Source organism: Novosphingobium sp. (genome assembly GCF_037133355.1).
Lineage (GTDB): Bacteria > Pseudomonadota > Alphaproteobacteria > Sphingomonadales > Sphingomonadaceae > Novosphingobium.
On sequence record NZ_JBAXOI010000016.1, the window covers coordinates 16,886 to 28,469 of the forward strand.

The window sequence follows — 11,584 nt, forward strand, 5'->3', positions numbered from 1 at the left end:
CGATGGGGCAGGACAGCCGCGCCGTGCGCCTATCGATCTTTCCGCTGACTGGCGCGCTGCTCTTTCCGGGGCTGCAGTTGCCGCTCCACATCTTCGAGCCGCGCTACCGCTCGATGATTTCTGATTCGCTGGCGCGCGACCGCCGCATCGCGATGATCCAGCCGCAGGGGCCGCACGATGGCGCTCCGCTGTTCTCGGTCGGCTGTGTCGGCAAGATCGGCGAGGTCGAGGCGCTTGAGGACGGTCGCTTCAACGTGATCCTCGAAGGCATCTCGCGCTTTCGCCTGCTGCGCGAGCTTGATGTCACGACTCCCTTCCGTCAGATTGAGGGGCAATTGATCGAGGACGATGCCGGCGCCAGCCTCAGTGCTGTAGAGCGCGCCTCGTTCGAGCGCGAGGCCCGCCGTTTCGCCGACGCGCAGGGCTATTCGGTGGACTGGGACTCGGTCGCGCGCCTTGACGACGTTTCGCTGATCAACGGCGTCTCGCAGATTGCGCCGTTCGATGCCGCCGCCAAACAGGCGCTGCTCGAAGCCGACAGCCTCGGCGCGCGCTGCGAGTTGCTTGTCCAGCTCATGCAGTTTTTCGGCCGCCGCGATTCGGATGACGGGCGAGTGACGCTGCAGTAGCCGGCACACCCTCGGCCCCTCCCGCAAGCGGGAGGTGAGACGCGCGTCAGAACTGCGCCCTGATCCCGTCGATCACGAACTGGGCCGCGAGCGCCGCCAGCAGCACGCCGAGCAGCCGCGTGATCACCGCCTCGACTTGCGAGCCCAGCGCGCGGATGATCGGGCGGGCGCCGACGAGCGCGATGAAGCTCAGCAGCATGACTGCGCCGAGCGCGCCGAGGATCACCATGGTCTCGGGCAGGCCATGCGCCCGCGCGGTGAGCAGCATGACCGAGGCGATCGAGCCCGGTCCCGCCAGCATCGGCATGGCCATCGGAAAGACCGAGACGTCCTCCACATTGGGCTGGGCATTGCGCACTTTCTCCGCCCGCTCCTCGCGCCGTTCAGTGCGCTTTTCGAACACCATGTCGATCGCGATCATGAACAGCATGATCCCGCCCGCGATGCGGAAGCTGTCGAGCTCGATATGGAGCGCACCGAGCAGATCCTCGCCGAACAGCGCGAAGACCACGAGGATTCCGCTGGCAATCAGGCATGCCCGCAAGGCCATCATGAAGGCCTGGCGCTGCGTGGCCGAGGCGGTGAGCCCGGCGTAGATCGGGGCGCAGCCCGGCGGGTCGATCACCACGAACAGCGTCGTGAAGGCAGAGAGGAACAGGGCGAGCATCGGGTCAGCCCTCGTTTTTCGCGATTTCGGTGCGCTTCAGCACTTCGGCCATCTTGCCGTCCTGCCACAGCCACACGGTCCATTCGCGCGTGCCGCCGGGCAGCACGGTGGAGCGCCAGGCGAGCGTTCCGTCGACCGAACGGCCATCCTTGCTGTCAGACCCGGCAGCCGCAGCGAGGGGAGGAATTGGCCCGGCCAGTGGGCGCGGCGGTGGTGGGGCATTCTTGGGCAGCGGCGGTGCATCTGCGAGTGGATCGCGGCGCAGGCGCGGCGGGCAATCGGCGACCTTGCCGGTCATGAAATCACTGCCCGCCAGCGGCGCGGCGAGATCGCCGCCCTGATCGAGCAGCCATTTGTAGTCGCCCTTCTTGCGCTGGCGCTGCCAAACGGTGGAGAACCAGCCGTTCGCCTGACCCGCCTGAAAACCGCCGAACGTCACGCCGGTGCTGCCGTCGCAGCTGATCCACACCAAACTCGGCTGCCATTGCACCGTCTGCGGCGGATTGGCGCGGCCCTTGAGCCAGGCCTTGGCTGCCACGCGCTGCGGCACGAACATCTCCGCTTCCTCGGCGGCGGTTTCGGCAAAGGCGGTCCACTGCCCCTTCTCGCGCGCCAGCCGGGCGAAGGCGATCTCCGCTGCGATCAGGGCGCTGGGATTGCCAATGGGCGTGACGGCCGATCCGGACGGCGGCGCGCGCCGTTCCTGCGCCGCGGCGGGAACAGCAAGGGCCAGCAGGATGAGGGGGATGCAGCGCTTCATGTTGCCCAGCCTAGAGCAGGTGCGGTGTGAGGGGAAGCGCCAGGCCCACCCCCAACCCCTCCCGCAAGCGGGAGAGGAGAAGAACGGGCGACTGCTGGCTCCCCTCCCGCTTGCGAGAGGGGCTGGGGGTGGGCCAGCGACCAAACCCTCAAACCGCGTCCGCAGCCAGCTCCAGCCCGGCATTGCGATAGGCCGCGACCAGCGCATTGCGCAGCAGCACGGCAATGGTCATCGGGCCGACCCCGCCGGGCACCGGGGTCACCGCGCCTGCGACTTCCATCGCCCCGGCGTAGTCGACATCACCGACCAACCGGGTCTTGCCTTCCTCGGCGGCGGGCACGCGGTTGATGCCCACATCGATCACCGTCGCGCCGGGCTTGATCCAGTCAGCCTTGACCATTTCCGGCCGGCCCACCGCCGCCACCACGATATCGGCGCGGCGGACGACAGCGGGCAGATCCTTGGTGCGGCTGTGCGCGATAGTCACGGTGCAGCTTTCGGCCAGCAGCAGCTGCGCCATCGGCTTGCCGACGATATTCGAGCGGCCGATGACGACCGCATCGAGGCCGGACAGCGAGCCCAGCCGGTCCTTGAGCAGCATGAGGCAGCCAAGCGGGGTGCAGGGCACGAAGCCCGGCTGGCCCACCGCAAGGCGGCCCGCGCTGATCACGTGAAAGCCGTCGACGTCCTTGTCCGGGTTGATCGCGGCGATCACCTTCTGCTCGTCCATGTGCGCAGGGAGCGGCAACTGCACCAGAATGCCGTCGACAGCGGGATCGGTATTGAGGTGTTCCACCACCGCGAGGAGATCGGCTTCGCTGGTTTCCGCCGGCAGTTTGTGCTCGAAGCTCGCCATGCCGGCCTCGACAGTCTGCTTGCCCTTGGAACGAACATAGACCTGGCTTGCCGGATCTTCGCCCACCAGCACCACGGCGAGGCCCGCCTTGCGCCCGGCCTTGGCTTCAAACGCGGCGGCAAGCTCCCCCACTTTTGCGCGCAAGGTCGCGGCAAAGGCCTTCCCATCGATGATCGCGGCAGTCATTTTACGCACTTTCCGTCTTGCAGCTGGTTCAGATCGATCCGGTCATATCGGCGATGAACACGAGGACGCGGACAATCAGATCCAACCCGAAGATCACGATCATCGGTGAGAAATCGATGGCCCCGGTGTTGGGCATGGCCCGGCGGATCGGATTAAGAATCGGATCAAGGATCGCGCTCAGCGCGGTCCAGATCGCCGAGACCACCTTGTTGCGAGCGCTGACCACGTTGAAGGCAATCAACATGCTCAGGATAAACTGCACGACCACAACCATTTGGATCAGCTGGATAAGCTTGATCAGGGCCGCGATGAGCGAAAACAAAAGCATGTGGCATTCCCTTGTCAGCGAGGAAGCATCGCTCCTAGCCGACCCGCTCCGGGCCCCACAAGGCCCCCCTCGCCGAACGACCTACGACGACGGACAAACTTGTATGTATTACATACAAGTTTGTCCAGTGGGGACCTTCGTCCTCTCCGGGAAAATCGTCAGGCCCGGCGGATCAGCGTGCCCGCGCCGCGCGCGGTAAACACCTCGATCAGCATCGCATGCGGCACGCGCCCGTCGAGCACCACCGCCGCCTCGCATCCTGCTTCGACCGCGTGGACGCATGTTTCGAGCTTGGGGATCATGCCGCCGCTGATCGTGCCGTCTTCGGCGAGGCGGGTGATATCAGCCGGGGTGAGATCGGTGAGCAGGCGGCGCTCCTTGTCGAGCACGCCGGGGACGTCGGTCAGCAGGAACAGCCGCGCCGCGCCCAGGGCAGCGGCAATGGCCCCGGCCATGGTGTCGGCATTGATGTTGTAGGTCTCGCCGTCCTCGCCCACGCCGATCGGGGCGATCACCGGGATCATGTTCGCAGCCGTTATCGTGTCGATCACGGTGGTGTCGATCTTTGCGGGCTCGCCCACAAAGCCCAGATCGACGACGATGGCCTCGCCGCTTTCCGCATCGTTGATCGCCTTGGGGGCCTTCTTCGCCTCGACCTTGCGGGCGATGACCATGCCGCCGTCCTTGCCGGAAATGCCGATGGCTTTGCCGCCAGCACGCGCAATCCAGCTGACGAGTTCCTTGTTGATCGCGCCGGCCAGCACCATCTCTGCCACTTCAGCGGTCTGCTTGTCCGTAACGCGCAGGCCGTCGACGAAGCGCGATTCGATGCCGAGCGCCTTCAGCATCCGCCCGATCTGCGGGCCGCCGCCGTGGACCACGACCGGATTGATGCCGACCGCCTTCAGCAGCACGATATCCTCGGCAAAGTCCTGCGCGAGGTCGGGATCGCCCATGGCGTGGCCGCCGTACTTCACCACGAAGGTCTTGCCCGCATAGCGCTGCAGATAAGGCAGTGCCTCGGTCAGGGTTTCGGCCTTGGCGAGCATCGCCTTGTGGTGGGCGGCGTCGTCGTGCTTGGAGTCGGATGCGGTGCTCATGATGCGGCGCGCTTTGGACCAAGCGGCCCCTTGGCGCAATATTTGCCCGCAGGCCTAACGCGTTCCATCCAGCCAGCGCCCGAGCTTGACGAAGGCCCAGATCAGCGGCGGCACCATGATCGTGGAAAGCAGGAGCTTGGAGAGGATCTGCCCCGCCATGATCTCGCCGATGGGAAGCGGCACGCCTGCGGCATCGCTTACCCCGGCGAATGAGATCGTGATGAAGATCAAGGTATCGACCATCTGGCTGAGCAGGCTGGCGATCCAGGCACGCAGCATCAGCAGGTGCCCGGGTCCGCCGGCAAGACGCGAGAAGACATATACGTTGAGTGTCTGCGAGGTGCCGTAGGAAATGAGCCCGGCAAACTGCATCCGCGCGCCTTGGCCAAGGAGGCGGGCATAGGCCTCCTGATCGCCCCAGAAGGGCGCGGGCGGCACCACGTTGATCACGAAGGTCAGCAGCAGCATCGAGACGATCAGCGGCACGAAGCCGAAGCGCACGAGGCGGTTGGCCGCATCCTGCCCGAAGAGTTCGGCCACCGCGCTCGCCATCACGACCAGCAGCAGGAAGGCGAAAATCCCGCTCTCGACAGCGAGATCGCCGACAAGCGGCCAGTGCCCAAGCGCCGCGATCTTGGTGCCGAGCACGCCCGCCAGAACCACCAACCCGCCATAGAGCAGCGAGAAGGCAAAGAGAGAGGTGGGGATGGCCGGCGCGGTCGATCTGTCGTGCATCCTGCGGTGGTTAGCGGGATTTTGACCCGGCGCCAAATCCCGTTTAGACCTTGATGGTTCTGTTCTGAAACGGGGAGCACCGGGCCCGCGATGCGCGTTTTCATGAGCCTCGCCGGCATGGCGTTGATCCTGCTTGTTGCACTGCTGCTATCATCCAATCCCCGCGCGATCCGGCTGCGCGTGGTCGTGCCGGCCTTTGCGCTACAAGTGGGCTTTGCCGGGCTGGTGCTGTGGTTCCCGCCCGGGAATGCCGCGCTGCAAGGCGCGGCGGCGGGCGTCGAAGGACTGCTCGGCTATGCCAAGGCGGGGGTCGCCTTCCTGTTCGGCCCGCTTGCCGATCCGGCCATCGGCGGACGCAGCTTTGCCATCGCCGCGCTGCCTACGATCGTGTTCTTCGCCGCGCTGATCTCGATCCTCTACTATGTCGGGATCATGCAGCTGGTGATCCGCTGGATCGGCGGGGGGCTGGAGAAGGTCACCGGCATCAGCCGGGTCGAAGCACTCTGCGCCGCCAGCAACATCTTCGTTGGACAGAGCGAATCGCCGCTGGTCATCCGGCCCTATCTTGCCGCGCTCAGCCCTTCGCAGATGTTCACGGTTATGAGCGTTGGCATGGCCGGCGTCGCGGGCACGATCCTTGCTGCCTATGCCGCCATGGGCATCCGCGTCGACTATCTTGTCGCTGCCGCATTCATGTCGGCGCCGGGCGGCGTGCTGATGGCCAAGCTGATCATGCCCGACGTCCCGCCGACACCCGAAGCGCCAGCAGACGCGCCGCTTCCCAATCCGCATATCGCCGTCTCGGCACCGGATGAGGAGCGGCCGGCCAACCTCATCATGGCCGCCAGCCAGGGCGCGCAGACGGGTGTGCGGCTGGCGGTGGCGGTCGGTGCGATGGTGCTTGCCTTCGTGGCGCTGGTGGCGATGGCCAACGGTGTACTCGGCGGCGTGGGCGCGCGGCTTGGCTACCCGGGGCTCTCGTTCCAACAGATCCTGGGCACGGTCTTCGCGCCGGTGTTCCTGCTGCTTGGCGCGCCGACATGGGCTGAGGCGGCGCAGGCGGGCGGCCTTTTCGGCACCAAGATCGTGCTCAACGAATTCGTCGCCTTCATCGATCTCGGCGCGGCCAAGGACTTGTCCGCGCACACCGTCGCCATTGTGACCTTTGCCTTGTGCGGCTTTGCCAATTTCAGCTCGATCGCGATCCAGATGGCGGTTTCAGGCAGCCTCGCGCCAAACCAGCGCCCGGTGATCGCGAAGTTGGGGCTGAAGGCGCTTGCGGCGGGGGCGCTGAGCAATCTTATGAGCGCAGCGCTCGCTGGCCTCTTCCTCAGCGTATGAAGCCTTGACCGGCTTTGCCGCGATCAGGGCTGGCGTGGCCTACGGCTTGATCGGCTTCGGTTTCGGGTTCGTGTTTGGCGTGGTGCGGACCATGCTGGTTGCCCCGGCGATCGGCGCATTTGCCGCGGTCGCAATCGAGACGCCACTGATGCTGGCGGCCTGCACACCACTCGCCCGCTGGTGCCTGCGCCGCTGGTCCATCGCCGCACCTGCTGCAGCGCTGGCTATGGGTTTAGCAGCGTTCGCCGCGCTGATGGTTTGCGAGTTACTGCTTGGGCTGGCACTAGAGCAAAGTCCGCCGGCGATGCTTGCCGCGTTGGCCCTGCCCGAAGGTATGCTTGGCCTTGCCGGTCAGATCACCTTCGCGCTGCTTCCGGTTGGCTTTTTGCTCGCGCAGCGTCGGCTGCGCTAGGGGCCCGGGAAATATACCAGAATGGCATCGGCCACGCCCAGCCACCATGCGGTGTGAAATAGAGCCGTGACAGCGATCTCGGCCCCAACAGTGACAGAAATCCCGAGCACCGATACGGGCAACAGCCGGCCCTTGGTGCGCCAGTCGAACATGGCCAGCATGATGAGGAACGCATTGGTCATGATAAATCGGTGGATGAAGAAGCCCATGCCGTGGTTGCCCACAATCGGCATGAGCAGCGGTTCTGTGACCCGCGACCATGCCGCGCCGAACAGGAGTGTAGTGCCGAGGAACATGAGCCGCTTGTGAATAGCCGAACGGCGGCGCAGTAGCAGCCCGGCCGTGGTGAAGGCCAGAAACAGCCCGAGTGAGAAAATCGGCACGATAAGAAATCGTTGTCCGCCCGGTTGGTGGATAGCGGCGAAGCGATCGCTGTAGGTTTCGGCGAAGACGCTGCTGATCGCCATGGCCGGGATCATGGCGGCGCCGATCAGACCCAGCCGCTTATGCATCTCAGGATTGCCCTGTCGAATGAACACTATCTGTGCCGCGAGCAGCACCACCCAGCCGAGGAACAGGCCGGCGTGGATCTGCAGCGTGATCGGCGCCGGGTAATCGGCAAGGCCATTGAAGCGGGCCCAGCTGGGCGGCACGAAGCCGAGCACGACGCCGGCCACGCCGAGCGCGAGGAAGGCCAGAAAATAGTCCCGCTCGATCTGCGGAGCCCAGCGGGCGCGAACGTTTGTGGCCAACTTGAACCCCCCCAGATGCCGCCGGATATGTCTCGGGGCGCAGCGCTGGCCCGTCAAGGGCAGTTGCATCCAGACCAATCGCGACTGGCGCGTGAAACCTACCGTGCCGATGTGCGGCCCCGGCTGGCAGCAAGTCCCTGCCGCACGATCAGGGGCAGGCCGAGCAACACAAACGGCGCGGCCATGAAACCCCAGTAGCCGTTGTCGGGCCGGCCGAACACGGTGAGTGCGGCGAGGAACCCCGCGCTGCCGATCGCGGCGATGCGCTCGAAATCGCGGCCCCAGCCCAGCATTGCGGCGAGCGAGGCGGCGACGAGGGCGAGGATAAGCGGGCCAGGCAGACCGGTCAGCGCAAGATTGCGGCGCAGCGCGTCGATCACCAGCGGCAGTCCGCCAAAGCGCACCCAGCCGGGCGAGGTGAGGTCTCCGGGATGAACCTGCGCGGCGACCTGCTGCGCGTGGATCAGCCACAGCCCGCCGGCCAGCGCGATGGCGCCCAGCGCCATGCCCGCCAGACGCCAGTCGCGCTTCCACAGCGCCGCGAGCACGATGGCGGCGAGCCAGGCCAGTGCGGTCTCGCGCACCAGCACGGCAAGCAGCGCGAGCAGGACCATGAGCCAAGGACGCCGATTGGCCGTGAGCGCCAGCATCACCAGCAGCACGCTCCATTGCTCGTGGAGATAAACGTTGTCCGGGAAAAACACGCCGAACAGCCCGGCCACGGCGAGGGCGACCATGGCCAGCGCTTCTGCAGGGGGTCGGTCCGAGAGGCTTTGCCTAAGCGCGATCAGGGCGCCGAAAAGCAGCACGATGAGGGCAGCGGTGCGCGTGGCAGTGCTGGGAAGCAGCGCCAGCCAATAGGTCATCGTCGGCGGGCGCACGGCGAGCGCAGGCTGCACCGGGTAGACGCGTTCGCGCTGCGCAGCCATCGTCGCGGGGTAGAAGTTCTCTCCGCCGCGGACTCGCTCGATCACGGTGCGGTAGAGTTCCTGGTCGAGCTGGACGGGCTTTGACGGCGCCTTGGCTGCCAGGGGCACGGCAAGGCAGGCGAGAAGAGCCAGCATGAGGGCCCGCCACATGTTCACAGCTCGCGCTTGAGCTCATAAAGCAGATCGAGCGCGACGCGGGGGCTCAGCGAATCGATGTCGATGGCGCCGAGCTTTTCGCGCAGGGCATCGACTTTCTCCTCCGCCGCATCGAGCGCGGCGGCGAAGAGGGGCAGGTCGTCCAGACCCGCCGCCAGCCCGCCCGTCGCGGCGCGGCCCTTCTCGAGCTTGTCCAGAACGGCCTTTGCGCGTTTGACCACGGGCGCGGGAACTCCGGCCAGCCGCGCGACGGCAAGGCCGTAGCTCTTGTCTGCCGGACCTTCCGCCAGTTCGTGCAGCAGCACCAGATCGCCCTTCCATTCGCGCGCGCGGACATGGTGGAGCGATAGCGCCTCGCAGGTTTCGGCAAGCCGCGCGAGCTCGTGGTAATGCGTCGCGAAGAGGCAGCGTGAGCGGTTCACCTCGTGCACCGCCTCGGCCACAGCCCAAGCGAGCGCGAGGCCGTCGTATGTCGAGGTGCCGCGACCCACTTCGTCGAGGATCACGAAGCTGCGTTCGCCGGCCTGCGCCAGAATAGCGGCAGTCTCGACCATCTCGACCATGAAGGTGGAGCGCCCGCGTGCGAGGTTGTCCGCCGCGCCGACACGGCTGAACAGGCGGTCGACAAGCCCGATTTGGGCGGCCTCAGCGGGGACGAATCCGCCCGATTGCGCGAGGATCACGATCAGCGCGTTCTGGCGCAGGAACGTGGACTTGCCGCCCATGTTGGGGCCGCCGATGAGCCAGAGGCGGTCGCGCGGCGAAAGCTGGCAGTCGTTGGCGACAAAGCGCTCGCCGCGCGCGGCCAATGCGGCCTCGACCACCGGGTGCCGCCCGCCGCGAATGGCGAGCGCGGTGTCCTCGGAAAGGCGCGGCAGGCACCAGCCGCTTTCAGCCGCGCGCTCGGCTTGCCCGGCGGCGACATCGATGCGCGCAAGCGCGGCGGCGGTCGCGGCAATCGCCTCGCGCGCGGCGATGGCGCGTGCCGTGAGGTCCTCGAAATGCGCTTCCTCGGCGGCGAGCGCGTGGCCGCCTGCCTCGGCGATACGGCTCGCTTCCTCGTGCAGCGCGAGCGCGTTGAAACGCACCGCACCGGCCATGGTCTGCCGGTGCGTAAAGCCGCCGTCCGGCGCCATCAGCCGGTCGGCATGGCGCGCAGGGACTTCGATGAAATAGCCGAGCACGCCGTTGTGCCGGACCTTGAGCGAAGGCGTGCCGGTCTCCTCGCGGTAGCGCGCCTCGAGCGCGGCGATGGCGCGGCGCGAATTGCCGGCCGCATCGCGCAGCGCATCGAGTGCGGCGTCGTACCCGGCGGCGATGAATCCGCCATTCGTCCGCTCGGTTGGCGGGACCGGGACGAGGGCATGGTCATAGAGGTCGATCAGCGCGCCGTGGCCGCCGAGTGCGGGGAGCAGGGCTTGGGCCAGGGCGGGCCGGTCGGCGCGCGCGGCAAGCACGGCTTGCAAGCGCTGTGCCTCGCGCAGCCCGTCGCGCAGTTGGCCGAGATCGCGGGGGGAGCCGCGTCCTGCGACCACCCGCCCCAACGCGCGGCCAAGATCGGGCGCGGCGCGCAGCACTGCGCGCAGGTCTCCGCGCAGCAGGGGATCGTCATGCAGCCAGCTGACCAGCTCCAGCCGCGCGCGGATCGCGGCGAGATCGGTGAGCGGCGCGGCAAGGTCTTCGGCGAGGAGCCGCGCACCCGCGCTGGTGATGCAGCGGTCGATCGCCTCGATCAGACTGCCCTTGCGCCCGCCTCCGCTGGCGGCGAGGATTTCGAGGCTGGCGCGCGTCGCCTCGTCCATGGCCATGAACGCGCCTGCCGCGCGGACCACCGGGGGTAACAACAGCGGCAGATTGCCCCGCCCGACATGGTCGAGATAGTCGATCAGGCCCGCCGCCGCTGCCAGCATCGCGCGGCTGAACTGGCCGAAGCCGTCGAGCGTGGAAACGCCATGCAGCGCCATGAGCCGATCCGCGCCGCGCTGCGAATCGAAGGCGCGGGCGGAGCGTTCGGCGGCCTCGGGCAAGTCGAGGCCGCTGTCCTCGGCCATGACAAGCTCGGTCGCGCCAAGGCGGGCGAGGGCCGCGCCGAGCGCTTCGGGCGCGCATTCCTCCAGCTCCATCCGCCCGGTGGAGATGTCGCAGGCCGCGATGCCGGCGGCCCCCCGCACCGTGCAGACCGCGGCCAGCACATTGGCGCGGCGCGGTTCGAGCAGGGCGTCCTCGGTGAGCGTTCCCGCGGTGACGAAACGGACGATATCGCGCGCTACCAGCGCCTTGGAACCCGCGCGTTTGCGCGCTTCCTCGGGCGTTTCGGTCTGCTCGGCAATCGCCACGCGGCAGCCAGCGCGGATCAGGCGGGCAAGGTAGCTTTCGGCCGAATGGACCGGCACGCCGCACATCGGGATCGGCGCGCCGCCATGCTCGCCCCGGCTGGTCAGCGCGATATCGAGGACGCCGGACGCGATCCTCGCGTCCTCGAAGAACAGCTCGAAGAAATCACCCATGCGGTAGAACAGCAGGCAGCCTTCGGCCTGCTGCTTGAGCGCGAGATATTGCACCATCATCGGAGTTGGGGCATGGGAGTTCACAGCGATGGTGGCTAGACCACCCGCAAACGTTTCTCAAACGATCGACACCGGATATCGACATTTCCGGGCACAACTGGCGGGATGCTTCGGGGCGGGTGCTTCCGTAAGGTCTGTCGGGATGATCCAGCGGGTCTTCCCCGGC

12 protein-coding genes are annotated in these 11,584 nt (G+C 67.0%); 3 read left to right on the top strand and 9 right to left on the bottom strand.

Going from position 1 to position 11,584, the window contains the following annotated elements; translation table 11 throughout:
• The first annotated feature begins 2 nt into the window (after positions 1 to 2).
• Positions 3 to 629: an LON peptidase substrate-binding domain-containing protein gene (locus WCL10_RS15165; protein ID WP_336896506.1), complete on the top strand. Its 627-nt coding sequence runs from the start codon at positions 3 to 5 to the stop codon at positions 627 to 629.
• Between the two features lie 46 nt (positions 630 to 675).
• On the opposite strand, the gene WCL10_RS15170 is transcribed toward WCL10_RS15165, so the two are convergent.
• From WCL10_RS15170 to WCL10_RS15195, 6 genes are all read right to left on the bottom strand, one after another.
• A complete protein-coding gene (locus WCL10_RS15170; protein WP_336896507.1) occupies positions 676 to 1,296 on the bottom strand; it encodes a MarC family protein in 621 nt (206 codons plus the stop codon).
• Between the two features lie 4 nt (positions 1,297 to 1,300).
• Positions 1,301 to 2,056: a hypothetical protein gene (locus WCL10_RS15175; protein ID WP_336896508.1), complete on the bottom strand. Its 756-nt coding sequence runs from the start codon at positions 2,054 to 2,056 to the stop codon at positions 1,301 to 1,303.
• A 148-nt stretch (positions 2,057 to 2,204) separates the two neighbouring features.
• Complete coding sequence (folD, locus tag WCL10_RS15180; protein WP_336896509.1) at positions 2,205 to 3,098, bottom strand: bifunctional methylenetetrahydrofolate dehydrogenase/methenyltetrahydrofolate cyclohydrolase FolD; 894 nt, start codon at positions 3,096 to 3,098, stop codon at positions 2,205 to 2,207.
• A gap of 28 nt (positions 3,099 to 3,126) precedes the next feature.
• Complete coding sequence (locus WCL10_RS15185) at positions 3,127 to 3,426, bottom strand: YggT family protein (RefSeq protein ID WP_336896510.1); 300 nt, start codon at positions 3,424 to 3,426, stop codon at positions 3,127 to 3,129.
• A gap of 158 nt (positions 3,427 to 3,584) precedes the next feature.
• Complete coding sequence (argB, locus tag WCL10_RS15190; RefSeq protein WP_336896511.1) at positions 3,585 to 4,526, bottom strand: acetylglutamate kinase; 942 nt, start codon at positions 4,524 to 4,526, stop codon at positions 3,585 to 3,587.
• Between the two features lie 54 nt (positions 4,527 to 4,580).
• Positions 4,581 to 5,261 (bottom strand): queuosine precursor transporter, encoded by a 681-nt coding sequence (locus tag WCL10_RS15195; RefSeq protein ID WP_336896512.1) that lies wholly within the window; start codon positions 5,259 to 5,261, stop codon positions 4,581 to 4,583.
• A gap of 90 nt (positions 5,262 to 5,351) precedes the next feature.
• Between WCL10_RS15195 and WCL10_RS15200 the strand changes: the two genes are divergently transcribed.
• The gene (locus WCL10_RS15200) at positions 5,352 to 6,602 is read left to right on the top strand and encodes a nucleoside transporter C-terminal domain-containing protein (RefSeq protein ID WP_336896513.1); all 1,251 of its coding nucleotides are present in this window, start codon (positions 5,352 to 5,354) and stop codon (positions 6,600 to 6,602) included.
• A 4-nt stretch (positions 6,603 to 6,606) separates the two neighbouring features.
• Positions 6,607 to 7,014 carry a hypothetical protein gene (locus WCL10_RS15205; protein ID WP_336896514.1) on the top strand — a complete coding sequence of 136 codons (408 nt, stop codon included), beginning with the start codon at positions 6,607 to 6,609 and terminating at the stop codon, positions 7,012 to 7,014.
• Here WCL10_RS15205 and WCL10_RS15210 read toward each other — a convergent pair.
• The 3 genes from WCL10_RS15210 to mutS form a co-directional block, all read right to left on the bottom strand.
• Positions 7,011 to 7,766, bottom strand: coding sequence for a hypothetical protein (locus WCL10_RS15210; protein WP_336896515.1), 756 nt, complete (start codon positions 7,764 to 7,766; stop codon positions 7,011 to 7,013). The genes WCL10_RS15205 and WCL10_RS15210 overlap by 4 nt on opposite strands.
• Before the next feature lie 98 nt (positions 7,767 to 7,864).
• The gene (locus WCL10_RS15215) at positions 7,865 to 8,830 is read right to left on the bottom strand and encodes a hypothetical protein (RefSeq protein WP_336896516.1); all 966 of its coding nucleotides are present in this window, start codon (positions 8,828 to 8,830) and stop codon (positions 7,865 to 7,867) included.
• Positions 8,831 to 8,847: 17 nt separating this feature from the next.
• Positions 8,848 to 11,418 carry a DNA mismatch repair protein MutS gene (mutS, locus tag WCL10_RS15220; RefSeq protein ID WP_336896517.1) on the bottom strand — a complete coding sequence of 857 codons (2,571 nt, stop codon included), beginning with the start codon at positions 11,416 to 11,418 and terminating at the stop codon, positions 8,848 to 8,850.
• Between the last annotated feature and the right edge of the window lie 166 nt (positions 11,419 to 11,584).